The 17,582-nt window shown below is 65.1% G+C and carries 17 protein-coding genes and 3 pseudogenes; 4 read left to right on the forward strand and 16 right to left on the reverse strand.

Annotated elements, in window-relative coordinates:
• Positions 1 to 8 precede the first annotated feature (8 nt).
• The 3 genes from nagZ to ACGI6K_RS15465 form a co-directional block, all read right to left on the reverse strand.
• Complete coding sequence (nagZ, locus tag ACGI6K_RS15455; protein ID WP_376942265.1) at positions 9 to 1,007, reverse strand: beta-N-acetylhexosaminidase; 999 nt, start codon at positions 1,005 to 1,007, stop codon at positions 9 to 11.
• A 10-nt stretch (positions 1,008 to 1,017) separates the two neighbouring features.
• Complete coding sequence (locus tag ACGI6K_RS15460) at positions 1,018 to 1,542, reverse strand: L,D-transpeptidase family protein (protein ID WP_376942263.1); 525 nt, start codon at positions 1,540 to 1,542, stop codon at positions 1,018 to 1,020.
• Positions 1,543 to 1,624: 82 nt separating this feature from the next.
• Complete coding sequence (locus tag ACGI6K_RS15465) at positions 1,625 to 2,305, reverse strand: TetR/AcrR family transcriptional regulator (protein WP_376942261.1); 681 nt, start codon at positions 2,303 to 2,305, stop codon at positions 1,625 to 1,627.
• Positions 2,306 to 2,468: 163 nt separating this feature from the next.
• Between ACGI6K_RS15465 and lexA the strand changes: the two genes are divergently transcribed.
• Positions 2,469 to 3,077: a transcriptional repressor LexA gene (gene lexA / locus ACGI6K_RS15470; protein ID WP_376942259.1), complete on the forward strand. Its 609-nt coding sequence runs from the start codon at positions 2,469 to 2,471 to the stop codon at positions 3,075 to 3,077.
• A gap of 8 nt (positions 3,078 to 3,085) precedes the next feature.
• Entirely contained in the window at positions 3,086 to 3,556 is a 471-nt protein-coding gene (gene sulA / locus ACGI6K_RS15475; RefSeq protein WP_376942257.1) for an SOS-induced cell division inhibitor SulA, read from the forward strand.
• 61 nt (positions 3,557 to 3,617) lie between these two features.
• On the opposite strand, the gene ACGI6K_RS15480 is transcribed toward sulA, so the two are convergent.
• The 8 genes and pseudogenes from ACGI6K_RS15480 to ACGI6K_RS15515 all read right to left on the reverse strand — a co-directional run.
• A complete protein-coding gene (locus ACGI6K_RS15480; RefSeq protein ID WP_376942255.1) occupies positions 3,618 to 3,851 on the reverse strand; it encodes a hypothetical protein in 234 nt (77 codons plus the stop codon).
• Positions 3,852 to 3,937: 86 nt separating this feature from the next.
• On the reverse strand, positions 3,938 to 4,462 hold the full coding sequence (locus tag ACGI6K_RS15485; protein ID WP_376942253.1) for a DUF6586 family protein: 525 nt from the start codon (positions 4,460 to 4,462) through the stop codon (positions 3,938 to 3,940).
• 146 nt (positions 4,463 to 4,608) lie between these two features.
• Positions 4,609 to 7,215 (reverse strand): type I DNA topoisomerase, encoded by a 2,607-nt coding sequence (topA, locus tag ACGI6K_RS15490; protein ID WP_376942251.1) that lies wholly within the window; start codon positions 7,213 to 7,215, stop codon positions 4,609 to 4,611.
• Positions 7,216 to 7,479: 264 nt separating this feature from the next.
• Positions 7,480 to 7,716 (reverse strand): DUF1653 domain-containing protein, encoded by a 237-nt coding sequence (locus tag ACGI6K_RS15495; protein WP_376942249.1) that lies wholly within the window; start codon positions 7,714 to 7,716, stop codon positions 7,480 to 7,482.
• 84 nt (positions 7,717 to 7,800) lie between these two features.
• Positions 7,801 to 8,976, reverse strand: a complete 1,176-nt coding sequence (gene fadA / locus ACGI6K_RS15500; protein WP_376942247.1) for an acetyl-CoA C-acyltransferase FadA — start codon at positions 8,974 to 8,976, stop codon at positions 7,801 to 7,803.
• A gap of 16 nt (positions 8,977 to 8,992) precedes the next feature.
• Complete coding sequence (fadB, locus tag ACGI6K_RS15505; protein WP_376942245.1) at positions 8,993 to 11,140, reverse strand: fatty acid oxidation complex subunit alpha FadB; 2,148 nt, start codon at positions 11,138 to 11,140, stop codon at positions 8,993 to 8,995.
• 325 nt (positions 11,141 to 11,465) lie between these two features.
• Positions 11,466 to 11,765, reverse strand: coding sequence for a zinc ribbon domain-containing protein (locus ACGI6K_RS15510; RefSeq protein ID WP_394542963.1), 300 nt, complete (start codon positions 11,763 to 11,765; stop codon positions 11,466 to 11,468).
• A 3-nt stretch (positions 11,766 to 11,768) separates the two neighbouring features.
• A pseudogene (locus tag ACGI6K_RS15515) lies at positions 11,769 to 11,921 on the reverse strand (helix-turn-helix domain-containing protein); the annotation flags it as partial.
• A 167-nt stretch (positions 11,922 to 12,088) separates the two neighbouring features.
• Here ACGI6K_RS15515 and ACGI6K_RS15520 point away from each other — a divergent pair.
• Positions 12,089 to 12,193: pseudogene (locus ACGI6K_RS15520) on the forward strand (FAD-dependent monooxygenase); the annotation flags it as partial.
• A 97-nt stretch (positions 12,194 to 12,290) separates the two neighbouring features.
• Here ACGI6K_RS15520 and ACGI6K_RS15525 read toward each other — a convergent pair.
• From ACGI6K_RS15525 to ACGI6K_RS15540, 4 genes and pseudogenes are all read right to left on the reverse strand, one after another.
• Entirely contained in the window at positions 12,291 to 12,788 is a 498-nt protein-coding gene (locus ACGI6K_RS15525; protein WP_376942243.1) for an integrating conjugative element protein, read from the reverse strand.
• Between the two features lie 146 nt (positions 12,789 to 12,934).
• On the reverse strand, positions 12,935 to 13,114 hold the full coding sequence (locus tag ACGI6K_RS15530; protein WP_376942241.1) for a hypothetical protein: 180 nt from the start codon (positions 13,112 to 13,114) through the stop codon (positions 12,935 to 12,937).
• Positions 13,111 to 14,013 carry a TolC family protein gene (locus ACGI6K_RS15535; protein ID WP_377969272.1) on the reverse strand — a complete coding sequence of 301 codons (903 nt, stop codon included), beginning with the start codon at positions 14,011 to 14,013 and terminating at the stop codon, positions 13,111 to 13,113. Before ACGI6K_RS15535 ends, ACGI6K_RS15530 begins: the two co-directional genes overlap by 4 nt.
• Before the next feature lie 84 nt (positions 14,014 to 14,097).
• Positions 14,098 to 14,558 (reverse strand): annotated as a pseudogene (locus ACGI6K_RS15540) (efflux RND transporter permease subunit); the annotation flags it as partial.
• Between the two features lie 139 nt (positions 14,559 to 14,697).
• Here ACGI6K_RS15540 and ACGI6K_RS15545 point away from each other — a divergent pair.
• Positions 14,698 to 15,138: a universal stress protein gene (locus ACGI6K_RS15545; protein WP_376942239.1), complete on the forward strand. Its 441-nt coding sequence runs from the start codon at positions 14,698 to 14,700 to the stop codon at positions 15,136 to 15,138.
• Positions 15,139 to 15,624: 486 nt separating this feature from the next.
• On the opposite strand, the gene ACGI6K_RS15550 is transcribed toward ACGI6K_RS15545, so the two are convergent.
• On the reverse strand, positions 15,625 to 17,544 hold the full coding sequence (locus ACGI6K_RS15550; protein ID WP_376942237.1) for an ATP-binding cassette domain-containing protein: 1,920 nt from the start codon (positions 17,542 to 17,544) through the stop codon (positions 15,625 to 15,627).
• Positions 17,545 to 17,582 lie beyond the last annotated feature (38 nt).

Genomic DNA, 17,582 nt, shown 5'->3' on the forward strand with positions numbered 1-17,582 from the left:
TCATCTCCTCAATCGATCAGCCGGGCTTGGCGCAGACTCTTGAGCGCGCGCAGCCAGCGTGGGTTCTGCTTGTAATCGACGCCAGGGAAAGCCCGTCGGCGCATCCCCACCAAACGCGGCGACGGCTTCGCGCCGAGGCGCTGCAGGGCAGACAGGGCCAGTTCTGCCGCCGCCCGGTCGTTGCATACCAGCCCCATGTCGCAACCGGCGGCGAGCGCCGCCTCGATCCGCGCAGCCGCATCGCCGGCCACATGGGCACCGGCCATCGACAGGTCGTCGCTGAACACCACCCCGCCGAAGCCCAGCTCGCCGCGCAGGATGTCCTGCAACCAGCGGCGGGAGAAGCCGGCCGGCTGCGCATCGACCTGCGGATAGATGACGTGCGCCGGCATCAGCGCATCCAGTTGTCCGCCGAGGCGCTGGAAGGGCAGCAGGTCCTGAGCGCGGATCGCATCGAGACTGCGCTCGTCGGTGGGGATGGCCACATGGGAATCGGCTTCCGCCCAGCCATGGCCGGGGAAATGCTTGCCGGTGGCAGCCATGCCGGCGGCATGCATGCCACGGACGAAAGCCCCGGCTAGGCGGATGACCGCCTCCGGTTCGCCAGCGAAGCCGCGCGAGCCGATCACTGCGCTGCGCCCATGATCGAGATCCAGAACCGGCGCGAAACTGAAATCCAACCCGGCTGCCAGCACCTCGGTCGCCATCAGCCAGCCGCACTCCTCGGCCAGCCATTTGTTCTCCCCATGTGCGGCCAGCGCACCCATCGCCGGCAAACGCACGAACCCCTGGCGCAGGCGTTGCACGCGGCCGCCCTCCTGATCCACGGCGAGCAGCAGGTCGGAGCGCTCGGCACGGATCGCCGCGCAGAGCTCGCGGACCTGGGCCGGGTGCTCGATATTGCGGGCGAACAGAATCAGGCCGCCTACCTCGGGCTGGCGCAGCAACTGGCGATCTTCGGCGGTCAGCCAGGTACCGGCGATGTCCAGCATCAAAGAGCCTTGCATGAAAAATCCTTCAACTGAAATCGGTCGCCGCCCACTCGGGGCACGGCGCTTCTTCGATCCGCACGCGGCAGTGCAGGGGCACGCGCGGGTAAAGCTCCAGCAGGTCGGCGTTGCGCAGGCGCACGCAGCCGTGGGAACGCGGCACCCCCATGGGCTCGCTGTCCGGCGTGCCATGGAGATAGATGTAGCGACGGAAGGTGTCTACCGGACCGAGCCGGTTGCGGCCGACTTCGCAGCCGCTCAGCCAAAGGATTCGACTGAGAATCCAGTCGCGGCCGGGAAAGGCTTCGTGCAGCTCCGGCGTCCAGACCTCGCCGGTCCAGCGCCGCCCGCGCAGCACAGCTCCTGCTGGCAGGCCTGCGCCGATCTTCGCACGCACCTGGTGCAAGCCGCGCGGCGTACAGCCGGAACCGGACCGCTCGCCGGGACCGTTCAACGCGGTGGAAACCGCCAGGCACAGGCGCAGGCGACCATCGGCGAAACCGTACAGCGTCTGATCCGCCAGGGAAATATGAAGAAAGTCGAGCATTCGCATGGGCCGCTAGCTTAGCCGATCGGGGCGATGCCGCCCACCGCCTCGCTACTCGTCCGCCTCGGGCGAAACGGGGCGAACCGCGCTAGGGCTGCGCCGCCTTGCCACGCGGCCTGGGCCGGGCATTGGCCAGTTGCGGGTCGTCGATGGCACTCCCGGCGCGCATGCCGGCGGCGAGAAAGGGCACCAGCAGGCGCAACGCCTGTTCGTTGGAAGTCTGCACCTCGAAACGCTCCGCGGCGAAAGCGCGCAGCGTATCGATCCCGGACAGGCTGAAGGAGGCCGCGCCGAGCATGAAATGGGTGCGCCAGAACAGCTCCAGCGGCGGAATCCCCGGCACCACCTCCTCCAGTAGCAGCAGGTAGCGGCGGAAAAGCTTGCCGTAAGTGTCCTCGAGATAGCGCCGCAGGTGTTCCTGCCCCTGGCTCAGAACCAGACTGAGCAGACGCATGAAAATCGCCATGCCGCTGCGCGGACGCGCCGCCTGTGCCTGTGCGATGGTGATTTCCAGAAGCTCCTCGAGGCTCACGCCCACGGCCTGGCGGCGGTCCAGCTCACGCCCCAGGCCGCTGCAGAAGGGGCCGAGTACCCGGGAGAAAACCGCCTCGATGAGCGCGCTTTTCGAACCGAAGTGGTAGTTCACCGCAGCCAGATTGACATCGGCCTTGCTGGTGATCAGTCGTAGCGAGGTCTCGGCGAATCCCCTTTCCGCGAACAGTTGCTCGGCAGCGTCCAGGATGCGCTCGACAGTTTCCGAGTGGGGCATGCTTCCTCCGCCAGTGACGACTTTCATTCCCTTGAACCGCCATTGTATTGCAATTCGGACAGCGGACTGAGGAGGGATTGCAAGCATCCTCAACCAATCGGTTGCCAGTCGAAGAATACTGTATACAATCCCAGTAACTGGATAAAAATACAGAGCAGCCTCCATGTACAAACTGACGCCTCGCCAAGTCGAAATCCTCGCCTTCATCAAGCGCTGTCTGGAAGAGAACGGTTATCCGCCGACCCGGGCGGAGATCGCCAGGGAACTCGGCTTCAAGTCCCCCAACGCGGCGGAAGAGCATCTCAAGGCGATGGCGCGCAAGGGCGCGATCGAAATGACTCCGGGCGCCTCCCGCGGCATCCGCATTCCCGGCAGCGAAATCGAAAGCGAACCGACCAGCCTGCCCATCGTCGGCCGGGTCGCGGCCGGCGCACCGATCCTCGCCCAGCAGCACATCGAGGAAACCTGCCAGATCGATCCGGGCTTCTTCCATCCCCGCGCCGACTACCTGCTGCGGGTACGTGGCATGAGCATGAGGGACGTTGGCATCTACGATGGCGACCTGCTCGCCGTGCACACCTGCCGCGAGGCGCACAACGGCCAGATCGTGGTGGTGCGCCTCAATGACGAGGTCACCGTCAAGCGCTTCAGGCGCGATGGGGACAAGGTCTGGCTGATCGCCGAAAACCCGGAATTCTCTCCGCTCGAAATAGACTTGACCGAGCAGGACCTGACCATCGAAGGATTGAGTGTCGGCGTGATACGCCGCTAGGAGGAAGCATGCAGCTCTCGCAGTCCCTGAACGCACAGTCGTTGCCGTTCGAAGCGGCGCTGGCCCGGCCGTCCCGCCGCAACGACGGGAAAGCGCCCGGATCGCCCCCCGCCAGACAGACGGAGCCATTTAGCGAACTCAGCCTGCGTGGCGATGCCGGTCAATGCCTTTTCTTGCTCGCCCCCATGCTGCGCGAATTGAGCCAGGGCGACGACGGACGCTGGCTGACTCTGGTGGCCCCCCCGGCCAATCTGAGCCACGGCTGGCTGCGCGAGGCCGGCCTCAATCGCGAGCGGATTCTCCTGCTGCACTCCTCTCGCGAACAGGAAGCAAGCAAGCTGGCGTGCGAGGCCCTGCGCCTAGGGCACAGTCATACGGTGGTCAGTTGGCTGAACCAGGTGAGTCGGCCGACCAGACACCGGTTGCTCCAGGCCGCACGAATCGGTCGGGCTCAGAGCCTGAACATCCGACTGGGTTGAAGTCCACAACCTTGTAGCGAAAGGCGAATATAGCACCCACTTCCCACGGGCACGGCCGACTTCAGTGCAGAACGCGCGGCAGTTCGTCGCTCTCGAAGTCGCCCTCGGCTAGACGCCCGGCCATCTGCACGCCCACGTTCAGCATGGCCTTGGCTACCTCGATGTGATACCCCTGCAGAAAGCTCTTCGCGCTTTCGGAAAAGTCGAGGATGACCAGCTCTTCTTCGTCGTCGGCACGACGCAAGGCGATTCGCCCATCGGGCAGTTCGACGATTTCGAGAAAGGACGTAGGCATAGGGGGCTGCTCGTGGAAAAGGCCGGACATTGTAATGTAACAGCCGATCCTGAACATCCCTGGATGACCGCCGCTCCCCTACCCGCTCAGCACTCGGTCAGGGACTCGCGAAAGCGCAGGGCCAGATCCTTGAGCGACTTTCTCCACTGCTCCAGTTGCTTGGTGCTCGGGAGCGGCGACGCCTCTTCCGCGTCCAGGCCCACCGTTTCGATCAACGGCAGCCGCGAATCGACCTTGGCCTTCTTCGGCGCCTGTGGCGGCTGGAACAACCGGGCATGCTGATCCAGCAGTTCGGCTAGCCAGGTTTCGGGCTGGCTAGCCAGCTCCACCAGCTCCGCCAACTCCGGACTGGGCGCCGCACGCAGCAATCCGGCATCCAGGAAGCGTTCGACCCGCGGCGCACCCGCCTCGAGCAGGTGGTAGAAGCCGGCGATTTCATGGCACAGCCCTAGCAGGGCACCATGCAGGTGAAAAAGCACCGCCTCGCGCTCCGCCATGGCCTGCGCCTGGGCGTTCAGCGCCCGGCTTTCCTCCGCTTGGCGCAGGGATGCCAGCGCCAGGCCAGCGAAATAGAGTTTCTGGTTGGTGCGTGTATAAAGCTCGTGGGCCATGCAGGCAACCTCCAATTCGAGACAGCCACTGTATACCAGGTCAAAGTGCGATCAAGTATGGACCCACGGCATGGACGGCACCGGCCATCTCCGACAGGCCGTCCACGACAGGCGCTTTTCCGCTGGGAGCGCGATACACCGGAGGATCAGTGCTTGTCCTCGACCACCCAGCGGCCGTCCCGATAGAAAGCACGCCAGCCGCTGGGCTTGCCTTCGACCTCGCTCTGCACGTATTGCTCCTTGGTTTTGCGGCTGAAGCGGATCACCGCCGGGCGCCCTTCCGGGTCGTGGCTAGGGGCCTCCAGCAGGAAGTGGTATTTCGGGTCGATCTCGTCGCGATGCGGCAACAGTTCCAGGACCAGCGGCGCACGGGTCTCGCGGTTCTTCGGGAACTGGCTGGCGGCGAGAAACAGGCCGGAAGCGCCGTCGCGCAGCACGTAAACATCGTCGACCTTCTCGCAGCGCAGCTCCGGCATTTTCACCGCATCCATCTTCGGCGGCGCCGGCTCGCCGTTCTTCAGCAGCTTGCGGGTGTTCTTGCAGGCGGCGTTGGTACAGCCGAAGAACTTGCCGAAACGACCGGTCTTGAGCTGCATCTCGCTACCGCACTTGTCGCACTCCAGGGTCGGCCCCTCGTAACCCTTGATGCGGTACTGGCCCTCCTCGATCTCGTAGCCGGGACAGTCCGGATTGTTACCGCAGATGTGCAGCTTGTGCCGCTCGTCGAGCAGATAGGCGTCCATCGCCGTGCCGCACTTCGGGCAGCGGCGCTTGTGGCGCAGCAGCAGGGACTCGGACTCGCCCTCGTCGTCCGCGGCGATCTCGTCGCCTGGGATCAGATTGACGGTCGCCTTGCAGCGCTCCTTGGGCGGCAAGTTATAGCCCGAGCAGCCGAGGAACACGCCGGTCGAGGCGGTGCGGATCATCATCGGCCGGCCGCATTCGCGGCAGGGAATGTCGGTCAGGGTCGGCTGGTTAGCGCGCATGCCGGCTTCGCTGGATTCGGCCGCCTCCAGCTTCCTGCGGAAATCGCCGTAGAACTCGTCGAGCAGGTTCTTCCAGTCGCGCTCGCCCTGGGCGACGTCGTCCAGATGCTCCTCCATGCTGGCGGTAAAGCCGTAGTCCATCAGGTTGGCGAAGCTCTCGCCGAGCCGCTCGGTGACGATCTCGCCCATCTTCTCCGAATGGAAACGGCGATTCTGCAGGGTCACGTAGCCGCGCTCCTGGATGGTCGAGATGATCGCCGCGTAGGTGGATGGCCGGCCGATCCCGCGCTTTTCCATCTCCTTGACCAGGCTGGCCTCGCTGTAGCGCGCCGGCGGCTTGGTAAAATGCTGGCTGGGATCGAGCTTGAGCAGATCGAGCAGTTCGCCCTCGCTCATCTCCGGCAGCACGTCGTCCTCGCCGGGCTTGGCCAGTTGCGGCAGCACACGGGTATAGCCGTCGAACTTGAGGATACGGCCCTTGGCGCGCAGCTCGAAGTCGCCGGCCTGGACGCTGACGCTGGTCGACAGGTATTCGGCCGGTGGCATCTGGCAGGCGACGAACTGGCGCCAAATCAGCTCGTAGAGGCGCTCTGCGTCGCGCTCCATGCCGGCCAACTGGTTCGGCCGCAGGTTGACGTCGGAGGGACGGATCGCCTCGTGGGCCTCTTGGGCGCCTTCCTTGCTGGTGTAGACATTGGGCTTAGCCGGCAGGTACTTCCCACCGAACTCGCTGTCGATAAAGCCACGCGCCATTTCCAGAGCATCGGCGGAGAGGTTAGTCGAGTCGGTCCGCATGTAGGTGATGTAGCCGGCCTCGTACAAGCGCTGGGCCATCATCATGGTCTTTTTCACCGAGAAGCCGAGGCGGTTGCTCGCCGCCTGCTGCAGGGTCGAGGTGATGAAGGGCGCCGAGGGCTTGCTGCGGGTCGGCTTGTCCTCGCGCTTGAGCACCCGGTAGCTGGAGGCCTTGAGCTTCTCCAGCGCGGCCATGGCCTGGGCCTCGTTGAGCGGGCGGAACGCTTCGCCGTTCTCCCTGGCCACCTCGAAGCGCACCTTGTCGCCGCGGGCAGTACCCAGGTCGGCATGCACCTCCCAGAACTCCTCCGGGATGAAGGCGCGGATCTCCCGCTCGCGCTCGACGATCAGCTTCACCGCCACCGACTGCACGCGGCCGGCGGACAGGCCGCGAGCGATCTTCTGCCAGAGCAGCGGCGAAACCATGTAGCCGACCACCCGGTCGAGGAAGCGCCGCGCCTGCTGCGCATTAACCCGGTTGATATCCAGGTCGCCCGGCTGGGAGAAAGCTTCCTGGATCGCCTTCTTGGTGATTTCGTTGAACACCACGCGCTTGTAGCGCTCCTCGTCGCCGCCGATGGATTCGCGCAGGTGCCAGGCAATGGCCTCCCCTTCGCGGTCCAGGTCGGTGGCGAGATAGATGGTGTCGGCTTCCCGGGCCAGGCGGCGCAACTCGTCGACCACCTTTTCCTTGCCCGGCAGGATTTCGTAATGGGCCTGCCAGCCGTGCTCGGGATCGACCCCCATGCGCGCGAACAATTGACGCTTGGCCTTGTCCCTGGGCGACAACGCCGGCCCTTCGGCCATGCCCTTGCCGCGCTTGGCCGGCTCCTTGGCGGTACTGGCCGAGCCGCTGGTGGGCAGGTCACGGATATGGCCGATGCTCGACTTCACCACGTACTGGCTGCCCAGATACTTGTTGATGGTCTTGGCCTTAGCCGGGGATTCCACGATGACCAGCGATTTACCCATGGATCTGAGCATTCCTAATTCGAAAGGTGAAAGCGAGGAGCGTCTGCCTGCCAGGCCGGTACTTGAACGCAGGTTCGGCCGAGGGAAATTCCGAGACAAGGCGCTGTGACGGGGTCATAGCCGGGCTATAACGAGGAGCGGCAACGCAGTTCGGGGCCTCGGACGCCGAAAGTGATTCAATCAACCGACCGCAAGGCTCCTGTTCGGCGCTATATATAGTGGCCGCCGACGCGCGGTCAAGGGCAGCCCGGCCGTACTTATGGCCTAGATAGCCGGAAAAGCCGGGGTTTCCGCCCCAATCAAAGCAAAGCGCGGCATCCGGCGACCGTCAACTTCGACACTTTCGGCGAACATCGCCAGCGGTCGGACCCAGAGCCCGAAATCGCCGTACAGGGCCTGGTAGAGCACCAGTTCCTCCTCGCTCTCGGAATGCCGGACCATGCCGAGCACGCGGTATTCGGCTCCCTTGTAATGTCGGTAGAGACCGGGTTGTACAGTCATGGCGCTCTCCGGGAAAGGAATACGCCCAGGGGGCGCGAAAAACGCGACCGGGGCACAGGCCCCAGTCGCACTGGCCGAGCGGGCTCAGACGCGCTCGAAGACGGTGGCGATGCCCTGGCCGAGACCGATGCACATGGTCGCCAACCCCAAGGTGCCGCCCTTCTGCCGCATGATGTTCAGCAGAGTGCCGGAAATCCGCACTCCCGAACAGCCGAAGGGATGGCCCAGGGCGATGGCGCCGCCGTGCAGATTGACTTTGTCGTCCAGCACGTCGAGCAACTTGAGGTCCTTGAGCGCCGGGATGGCCTGGGCGGCGAAGGCTTCGTTGAGCTCGACGAAGTCGATGTCGGCCATCGACAGTCCGGCCCGCGCCAGCACCTTCTGGGTGGCCGGCACCGGACCGTAGCCCATGATCGACGGGTCAACCCCGACCACCGCCATGGCGCGCACCACGGCCAGCGGCCGGATGCCCAGGTCGCGGGCGCGCTGGCCGGACATGACGATCATGCAGGAAGCGCCGTCGGTGATCTGCGAGGAACTGCCCGCGGTGACAGTACCGCTCTTCGGGTTGAACACCGGTTTGAGCTTGGCCAGGCCCTCCAGGGTGGTATCCGGGCGGATCGTCTCGTCCTGCTCGAAGACCCGCAACTGGCCGTGCTCGTCGTAACCTTCGATCGGTATTATTTCCTCGGCGAAGTGACCCTCGACCGTGGCGCGGTGCGCCCGCTGGTGCGAGCGCAGGGCGAAGGCGTCCTGCTGCTCGCGGGTCACGCCATGCATCATCGCCAGCATCTCGGCGGTCAGCCCCATCATCCCGGCGGCCTTGGCCACCTGCAGGGACAGCTTCGGGTTCGGATCGACTCCGTGGGTCATCGGCAGGTGGCCCATGTGCTCGACGCCACCGACCACGAATACCTCGCCGTTGCCGGTCTGGATCGCCTGCACCGCGCTGTGCAGCGCGCTCATCGAGGAGCCGCATAGACGGTTGACGGTCTGCGCGCCGCTGCCGTGCGGGATCGGCGTCAACAGCGCGGCCATGCGCGCGATGTTCCAGCCCTGCTCCAGGGTCTGGTTGACGCAGCCCCAAATCACGTCCTCGACCTCCGCCGGGTTGACCTGCGGATTGCGCGCCAGCAACTCGGTGATGAGATGCGCGGAAAGGTTCTCAGCGCGGGTGTGGCGGTGCATGCCGCCCTTGGAACGGCCCATCGGGGTGCGGGCGAAGTCGACGATGACGGCATCTTTCGGATTCGGACTCATGACTTGGCTCTCTCCCTCAGGCAAAAAACGTACGGCCTTGGCGGGCCATTTCGCGCAGTTGTTCGGTCGGTCGGTACAGCGGCCCCAGGTCGGCGTGGCGGTCGGCCAGTTCGACGAAGCGGGCGACGCCGAGGGTGTCGATGTAGCGCAGCGCACCACCACGGAAGGGCGGGAAACCGATGCCGTAGATCAGGCCCATATCCGCCTCGGCGGCCGACTCGACGATGCCCTCCTCTAGACAGCGCACCGTCTCCAGGCACAGCGGCAGCATCAGCCGCGCGACGATCTCCTCGTCGTTCAGCTCGCCCGTCTCGCGCACCAGCGGACCGAGCAGTTCGGCCACCTGCGGGTCCTCCAGCTTCTTCGGCTTGGCGCCGCCGTCGCGCTCGTAGGCGTAGAAGCCGCTGCCGCTCTTCTGGCCGAGACGGCCGGCCTTGAGCAGCACGTCGATGGCGGTATCGCCCTCCTCCTTCATCCGCTCGGGATAGCCTTCGGCAAGCACGTTGCGCGCATGCACCGCCGTGTCGATACCGACCACATCGAGCAGGTAGGCCGGCCCCATCGGCCAGCCGAACCCCTCCATCACCCGGTCGACGCGCCGGAAATCGATGCCGGCGGCCAGGAGCCGAGTGAAGCCGGCGAGATACGGGAAGAGCACGCGGTTGACCAGGAACCCCGGACAGTCGTTGACCACGATGGGCGTCTTGCCCATCTTGCGCGCGTAGGCGACGGTGGTGGCGATGGTCCGCTCGTCGGTCTGCCGGCCCCGGATGACCTCCACCAGCGTCATCAGCGGCACCGGGTTGAAGAAGTGCATGCCGCAGAAGCGCTGCGGACGCTTGAGCGAGTCGGCCAGCCGGCTTATGGAGATAGTCGAGGTATTGGAGGCGATCACCGCCTCCTCCGGCACCTGGGCCTCCACCTCGGCGAGCACCGCCTGCTTGATCTCGAGCCGCTCGACCACCGCCTCGACCACCAGGTCGACCTGGAGAAAATCGCCGTAGGACAGGGTCGGACGGATGCCGTTGAGCACCTCGGCCATCTGCCCGACCGTCAGGCGGCCCTTCTCCACCCGCTTGGCGAGCAGCTTGTCGGCTTCGGCCAGGCCTTGGCGGATGGACTCCTCGCGGATATCTTTCAACAGGATCGGCGTCCCCTTGAGCGCCGACTGGTAGGCGATGCCGCCGCCCATGATGCCGGCACCGAGCACCGCCGCCTGCTTCACCTCGCGGGCGTCCTTGTCGTATTTCCTGGCCTTGCGCTTGAGTTCCTGCTCATTGAGGAAAAGCCCGACCAGGTTCTGCGCCACCGTGGTGGCGGCCAGCTTGACGAAGCCGCCGACCTCGATCTCCAGCGCCGCCTCGCGCGCGGCGTTGGCAGCCTTCTGGATGGTCTTCACCGCCGCCAGGGGCGCCGGGTAATGCGGACCGGCCTGGGCAGCCACGTAGGCCTTGGCGCTCTCGAAGGCCAGCATCTGCTCGATGTTGCCGAGCTTGAGCGGCTCCAGCTTCGGCTGACGGCGGGCGCGGAAGTCCAGTTCGCCGGCGGCGGCCCGCTTCAGCAGGTCGAGGGCCGCCTCGCGCAGCCGCTCGTCGGCGACCACGGCATCCGCCGCGCCGACCTTGAGCGCCTCGGCGGCGCCGTTCTCCTTGCCGGCGGCGATCCACTCGATGGCATTGTCGCTGCCGATCAGCCGCGGCAGGCGCACGGTGCCGCCGAAGCCGGGGTTGATTCCCAACTTGACCTCCGGCAGCCCCACCTTGGCCGACTCGGCCATCACCCGGAAGTCGCAGGCCAGGCACATCTCGAAGCCGCCACCGAGAGCCATGCCGTTGATCGCCACCACAGTCGGCACCGGCAGGTCCTCGAAATCCGAGAAGATCCGGTTGACCTCCAGGCACCAACCGCGCAGTTCCTCCTCGGGCGCCCGGAACAGTTCGAGGAATTCGGTGATATCGGCGCCAACGATGAACATGCCCTTGGCGCTGGAAACCAACACACCCTTGAGCGAAGTCTCCGCCCGCAGCACATCGACCACCTGGCGGAACTCGTTCAGCGTGAGGCGATTGAATTTGTTGACGGAATCGCCCTCAAGGTCGAACTGCATCTCGGCGATGCCATCCCCGAGGGCCTGAACCCTGATGGCTTTACCTTTATAGATCATCGGCTGATTCTCCCAATAGAAACTGAACTGGCCGCGTCGGAGCGGCCGCGGATCGCGCTAACCGCTGCGGCCCCGTGCGCCCGCTGCCGGCATCAGGATAGTCGTGCGACACCCGGAGCGGCTCGGATACTGCCCGCCGGAGGAATCTCGACGGTAGGCCATGGGTGCATTCAGCACCTGCCCGCCCCTTTGGGCAAGGGGTGGCGCACGCGAAAGCTCCAAGGCGAGTCATCCGTTCCCCCGCTTGCGCTGCTGCCGAAAACAAGCCAGGGCCGCGTTCGGCAAGGCACAAACCGCGGGCGATGGTCATTCCGTTCTGTTAGACCTATCCAAAGCTACCCATAGGTAGCTTTTTGCTAACTTCCTGCTTCGACGGGGCCGGTTTCACTCTGGCGTTGCCGCCAGGGCCAGCGCCTTCCCCTCCACAGGCCGACACCGTGGAACTCACGGCGTAATGCTTCAAATTGATTGCCGCGTTGCCGTCCCGGTCGTGCCGGGCTTGGCAGTCCGGGCACGTCCAGGTACGCACCGCCAACGGCAGGCTCTCCCACACCTGCCCGCAGCACGAGCAGGAGGGCTGGTTCTCCACCTCGACCAGCGCCTCGCCCGCCTGGACATAGAGCAACTAAAACAGGTCGGCATGCCGGTGCGGCCTGATCTCCCAGCGATGCAAGCTGCTGCGCTGCGGGATCGACTCGCAATGCAAAAGGTCCGGCGTCGGCTAGGCCAGCCGTTCACCGTACAGCTTGAACACCGGAATGTCGGGTGCGATCGGCCTCATGGGCTGCGCTATCCTCTGGCCCGATAACTGAACAAATCATTCGAAATTACCGGTAATACCGTCCAAATCACCTTACTTTCCTGATCCATCCCAACACAAATGCAGAGGCCTTCAGCGCAGCCGGCCCTGCACGGGCAGGCCGGCCCCGACCCGGAGAGACAAAAACAATGAAGACTCAAGTGGCAATCATCGGCGCCGGTCCGTCCGGCCTGCTCCTCGGCCAACTGCTGCACAAGGCCGGCATCGACAACGTGATCCTCGAACGTCACAGCTCCAACTGCTACGGCAAATCGCTGCTCTGATCCCTGGCAAGCGCCCTGCCCCGCGCAGAGCGCCCCGCCTCGTGGCACCGGCAGGGCCTCGCAAGGCTCAAGGCCATTGCTCGATATAGGTGGAAGTGACCAGCACCGGGTAGTGGGCGAACCCCAGCAAGGCCGCCAGATCGTCGCCGGACACCGGGATCAGCGACAGTCCCTCCGCCAGCCCGCGCAACTCCGCGAGACCCGCCGACGAAGCGACGTTCACCACCAGGCCGAGCGCATTCAAGCGCCGCAGCCGGTCCCGCTTCGCCCGCAACCAGCTCCTCGACAGATTGTCGTCGCCGACCAGAAACACCGGCCGCATGCCCGGCGCCTCGATCGCGCGGCTTTCGATCGGACCGGGCGACAGGCGCCAGGAAACCACCGGCAACATCTCGGCCCCGCCGGCATCCACGGCCGGCTTCGGCTGCCCGGATTGCTGGGTCCGGGCCGCGCCGCCCTGCTGTCCCTCTCCCGGCCCCGCCGATGAGCAGGCCGTGAGCAGGCCAGCCAGGACGCAGCAGAGCATCCGTCTGTTCCAGGTATTCATCGGGTTCATCGCCGTCATGAATTATCCGACATCGATAGGAAGCGTCGCCGGCCACGGGCCGTACCTTCCCTGCTAAAACCAAACGAATCCATTCCCGTTTTCCCGCCGCCATCCGTTGACCGCTTCCCTCGTCCACGCTCTTGCCCGAAGGAGGTTGGATGGACTCATGACGAAATGTAGGGGTGCATGTCATAGGCGGACAGAAAGACCCCGCGCTCGCGAATCGAGCGCTGGCTCGGTTCGTTCAGGTAATTCCAGACGAAGTTGACGCCGCGGGCCATCTGGCGCAGCAGCGGGGCATGCTTGTCTCGAACGCGAACTTGCAGGGTCTTGGTCTGTTTCATGCCGGCATTTTACCTGATGAAGGGACGGCTACGCCGTCCGCGCTATCCTTCCCCGCCCTAAAGAGGCTGTCGCGAAAGCCCCACCAGGTAAAATGGGTCATACCTTCCTGAAGGCCAAGAGCAATGAGCACAGCGTCGAAGACGGTAGCGCTGGACAGTGAGCGATTCGATCTGTTCGGTGCCACACAGGTCCCGGACGCGAGGCCGCGACCCTGTGCGTCGGATACCGGACGCCGGTTTATCACGGGCAACGCGCAAAAGATTATTCTAGGCACGACGCGATTGGAGGTTTCGGGAATCCGCTGTTTGAAGCGTGCCACCGGCAGAGAGAAGCCCGCAGGCGCCTTGCCGATCAGGATGGCGATGGCGTGCTCGTACTGGGCACGCTGCCAGCGCGGGTTCAGGGACGAGGCGCGCGCCGACTCCAATTGGGTTTCCGCCTGGGCCAGGGTGGCCCGCGAGGTCTGACCTTGTTCGTACTGGTCGCGCATCACCCGCAGGTAGCGTTCATAGGAACGGATGTTGATGTCGTAGAGCTTGATGCGCTTGTCCAGCACGCGGAGCTGGAAATAGTTCTGCGCCAGGCTGGACTGCGCGCTCAGGGTGGCGTCGGCCAGTTCGGCGGCGCTGGCGCGGTCCTCTTCCAGGGTGCGACGCAGCTTGCTCCACAGGTCCAGCTCCCAGCTTAGGCTGAGCTGCGCGGAGTAGTTGTCGCTGATGCCCGACACTCTGCGGCTACTGCTCTGGGTGACGCCTTCGCTGCCGCCCGTAGCGCTGGCGGTGAAGAAGCCCGTGCTGGAGATCAGGTAGGTGCCGCTGCCCGAGCCGCTGCGGGTTATGCCGGCGCCACCGTGCAGGGAGGGGAAGAGATCCGCCCGCGACTGCCCAGTCGGGGTCAGCGCCTAGGCCTACTGGGCCAGATACTGCGCCACGTTCTGGTTGGAGACCTCCACCTGGACCAGCAGCGCGTCGAATGGCGAATCTCATAGGGCAGGCAGACGGCGGACAAGTACGTGCCAGAAACGGGCGATGCTGTGGCCGAAACGGTCGAGGTAGAGGTAGACCACCGGCGTGGTGTAGAGCGCCAGCCCGCCGCAGATGGTCAACCCCAGCGGGCGCTGCAGGTCGGCGTCGCCGCCGCTCTCCAGCACCATCGGCAGGGCGCCGAAGAAGGCCGCCAGGGTAGTCATCATGATCGGCCGAAAACGCATCCGGCAAGCCAGCAGTATGGCTTCGCGCGGCGCCAGGCCCTGGTTGCGTTCGGCCAGCAGGGCGAAGTCGATCAGCATGATGGCGTTCTTCTTGACGATGCCGATCAGCGCGGTCACCGTCAGTTGCGTGCCGGTGGCGATCGGCAGCAACAGGGCACCGACCCCGGCCGAGGCCACGTGGAAAGGATGGTCAGCGGGTGGATCAGGCTTTCGTAGAGGCTGCCCAGCACGATGGGCGGCCAGCGCCGCCAGGATCAGCCACAGGGTGTTGCCGGTCATGGCTCAAGGAACCGCGAGTCAATACCGACGAAGGCTTCCCTGTTCGTCCTGGCACGTCATACTTGATAGAGACTCACCGCACAGGACACGACCATGCCTTACCAACACATCATGACCGCCGTCGATCTCACCGACGAATGCCATCCGGTCATCTGCCGCGCAATCGATCTGGCCAAGCACTTCCAGGCCCAACTGTCGCTGGTGCATGTCGTCGAGCCGATGGCCATGGCCTTCGGCGGAGACGTGCCGATGGATTTGTCGACCCTGCAGCAGCAGCAGCTCGACCAGGCGCGCGAGCGGGTCGCCGCCTTCGCCGGCCAGTACCCCGAACTGCAGCCCGAGCGGCAGCACATCCTTTTCGGACAGCCGCGCCAGGAAATCCACCAGCTCGCGCTGGAGAAGAAATGCGACCTGATCGTGGTCGGCAGCCACGGCCGCCACGGCCTCGCCCTGCTGCTCGGCTCCACGGCCAACGATCTGCTGCACGGCGCGCCCTGCGACGTGCTAGCGGTGCGTCTGAAAAAAACCGAATAATGGCGCCCGGCAGGCGAGGAGACTAATTCAGTCCCTCGCCTGCGCTCATCGTCAGCGGACAGCCCCCGGCGAGCCAGGTCTCCAGCGCATGGCTCATACTGAAAGCCGTGGAGAAGCAGGCAGGAAAGCCTCGAGCTTCGGACGCCGTAGTCGGTGCCATGGGTGCACGACCAGAAGTGCTGGTTGAGCAATTGCAACTATTGGAGCAGACGCGCCCGGCTCCTTCGACTCCCGATCGGCATGGCGTCACGCTCACCCAACGCACGCTTTCCTCCAGGCAGGCCTGTTCGCGGTATTCCCGCTCCGGCGTGAGCTTCCGGCTTCGCGCCTTTCGGAATGCCGGCAGGCCTCGGCAATCCTCGATCACGCCCCGCAGCTCCAGCGCTGCCGGACAGTGGCTGTAGTTTCGGGTCTTTCCTCCGGCTGGCCGGGGAGAAAGCCCCGACACCCGGCGGGCCTTGTCGGGCGTTTTCTGCGACGGGCCGGTCAGGCCTCTTCCAATTCCGCCCAACGCTCCAGCAGACGGTCGAGCTCCTGCTGCAGGCTTTCCAGACGAGCTAGAGGCGGAGCGGTCTGGGCCGCCGGCTGCTGGTAGAAGGCCGGCTCGGCGATGCGTTCCTGCAGTTCGGCCAGTTCCGCCTCCAGGGCGTCGATCTGGCCGGGAATCGCCTCCAGTTCGCGCTGCAGCTTATAGCTCAGCTTTTTCCTGGAAGCACTTGACGGGCTGGCAATTTCCGCCTCGGCAGCCTGAGCCGCTGCCTGCTTCTTCGGCGCCTCGCCCTGCCCCGGGCGCTCGCCGACACCAAGAAGACGCGGCGAGCCGCCCTGGCGCAGCCAGTCCAGGTAGCCGCCGACATACTCGCGGACCCGGCCGTCGCCTTCGAACACCAGGGTGCTGGTCACCACATTGTCGAGAAAAGCCCGGTCGTGGCTGACCATCAGTACAGTGCCGGGGAAATCCAGCAACACCTCCTCCAGCAGCTCCAGGGTTTCCACGTCCAGGTCGTTGGTCGGTTCGTCGAGCACCAGCAGGTTGGCCGGCTTGCTGAACAACTTGGCCAGCAGCAGGCGCGCGCGCTCGCCGCCGGACAGCGCCTTGACCGGAGTGCGGGCGCGCTGTGGACTGAACAGGAAATCGCCGAGATAGCTCAGCACGTGGCGGTTCTGACCGTTGATGGTAATGAACTCGCGGCCTTCGGCGAGGTTGTCGATCACCGTCTTTTCCGGTTCGAGTTGATGGCGCAACTGGTCGAAATAGGCTACCTCCAGCTTGGTGCCGATCTCGATAGTCCCGCTGGTCGGCGCAAGCTCTCCCAGTAGCAGCTTGAGCAAGGTGGTCTTGCCGCTGCCGTTGGCACCGAGCAGGCCGATGCGATCGCCGCGTTGCAGAACCAGGGAGAAATCGCGGATCAGCGGCGCGCTGCCCGGGTGCGCGAAGCCGACATGCTCGACGGCGATCACCTGCTTGCCGGACTTTTCCGCCGCTTCCACCTGGAAGCTGGCCCGGCCCTGGCGCTCGCGGCGCTCGGTACGCTCGACGCGCATCGCCTTGAGTGCCCGTACGCGCCCCTCGTTGCGGGTACGACGAGCCTTGATGCCCTGGCGTATCCACACTTCTTCCTGGGCCAGGCGCTTGTCGAACAGCGCGTTGGCGGTCTCCTCGGCGGCCAGTTGCTGCTCCTTGTGCACCAGGAAACTGGCGTAGTCACCGTTCCAGTCGATCAGCCGGCCGCGGTCCAGCTCGAGGATTCGTGTCGCCAGGTTCTGCAGGAAAGCCCGGTCGTGGGTGATGAACAGCACGGCGCCGTTGAAGCCCGCGAGCGCTTCTTCCAGCCAAGCGATGGCACCGATGTCGAGGTGGTTGGTCGGTTCGTCGAGCAGCAGCAGGTCGGGCTCGGAGACCAGCGCCTGGGCCAACAGCACACGCCGCCGCCAGCCGCCGGACAGCTCGGCGAGGGTCTTGTCGGCCGGTAGTTGCAGACGGCTCAGGGTGCTGTCGACCAATTGCTGCAGGCGCCAGCCATCCTTCGCCTCCAACTCCTGCTGGACACGGGTGAGTTGCTCCAGATCGGCATCGCTGTGGATGTTCTGACTCAGATGGTGGTATCGGGCCAACAGATCGCCGACCCCGGCCAAGCCTTCGGCAACCACATCGAACACGGTGCGCTCGTCGGCACGCGGCAGCTCCTGCGGCAGCTCGCCGAGCTTCAACCCCGGCGCGCGCCAGATCTCCCCGTCGTCGGCCTGCTGGCCACCCTTGAGCAGACGCAGCATGCTCGACTTACCGGTACCGTTGCGGCCGATGATGCACACCCGTTCGCCACGGGCGATCTGCCAGGACACCCGGTCGAGCAACGGCATGGCGCCATAGGCGAGGGAAACGTCGGTGAACTTGAGCAGGGTCATGGGCGGGGCCTCGAAGAGAATCGGCGCGCATTCTATCA

This window comes from Azorhizophilus paspali (assembly GCF_043587585.2).
In the GTDB taxonomy this organism is placed as follows: domain Bacteria; phylum Pseudomonadota; class Gammaproteobacteria; order Pseudomonadales; family Pseudomonadaceae; genus Azotobacter; species Azotobacter paspali.

Bases quoted from the DNA above. Each gene is read 5' to 3' on its own strand.
- nagZ (WP_376942265.1), bottom strand. From the start codon at position 1,007: ATGCAAGGCTCTTTGATGCTGGACATCGCCGGTACCTGGCTGACCGCC.
- ACGI6K_RS15460 (WP_376942263.1), bottom strand. From the start codon at position 1,542: ATGCGAATGCTCGACTTTCTTCATATTTCCCTGGCGGATCAGACGCTG.
- ACGI6K_RS15465 (WP_376942261.1), bottom strand. From the start codon at position 2,305: ATGCCCCACTCGGAAACTGTCGAGCGCATCCTGGACGCTGCCGAGCAA.
- lexA (WP_376942259.1), top strand. From the start codon at position 2,469: ATGTACAAACTGACGCCTCGCCAAGTCGAAATCCTCGCCTTCATCAAG.
- sulA (WP_376942257.1), top strand. From the start codon at position 3,086: ATGCAGCTCTCGCAGTCCCTGAACGCACAGTCGTTGCCGTTCGAAGCG.
- ACGI6K_RS15480 (WP_376942255.1), bottom strand. From the start codon at position 3,851: ATGCCTACGTCCTTTCTCGAAATCGTCGAACTGCCCGATGGGCGAATC.
- ACGI6K_RS15485 (WP_376942253.1), bottom strand. From the start codon at position 4,462: ATGGCCCACGAGCTTTATACACGCACCAACCAGAAACTCTATTTCGCT.
- topA (WP_376942251.1), bottom strand. From the start codon at position 7,215: ATGGGTAAATCGCTGGTCATCGTGGAATCCCCGGCTAAGGCCAAGACC.
- ACGI6K_RS15495 (WP_376942249.1), bottom strand. From the start codon at position 7,716: ATGACTGTACAACCCGGTCTCTACCGACATTACAAGGGAGCCGAATAC.
- fadA (WP_376942247.1), bottom strand. From the start codon at position 8,976: ATGAGTCCGAATCCGAAAGATGCCGTCATCGTCGACTTCGCCCGCACC.
- fadB (WP_376942245.1), bottom strand. From the start codon at position 11,140: ATGATCTATAAAGGTAAAGCCATCAGGGTTCAGGCCCTCGGGGATGGC.
- ACGI6K_RS15525 (WP_376942243.1), bottom strand. From the start codon at position 12,788: ATGACGGCGATGAACCCGATGAATACCTGGAACAGACGGATGCTCTGC.
- ACGI6K_RS15530 (WP_376942241.1), bottom strand. From the start codon at position 13,114: ATGAAACAGACCAAGACCCTGCAAGTTCGCGTTCGAGACAAGCATGCC.
- ACGI6K_RS15545 (WP_376942239.1), top strand. From the start codon at position 14,698: ATGCCTTACCAACACATCATGACCGCCGTCGATCTCACCGACGAATGC.
- ACGI6K_RS15550 (WP_376942237.1), bottom strand. From the start codon at position 17,544: ATGACCCTGCTCAAGTTCACCGACGTTTCCCTCGCCTATGGCGCCATG.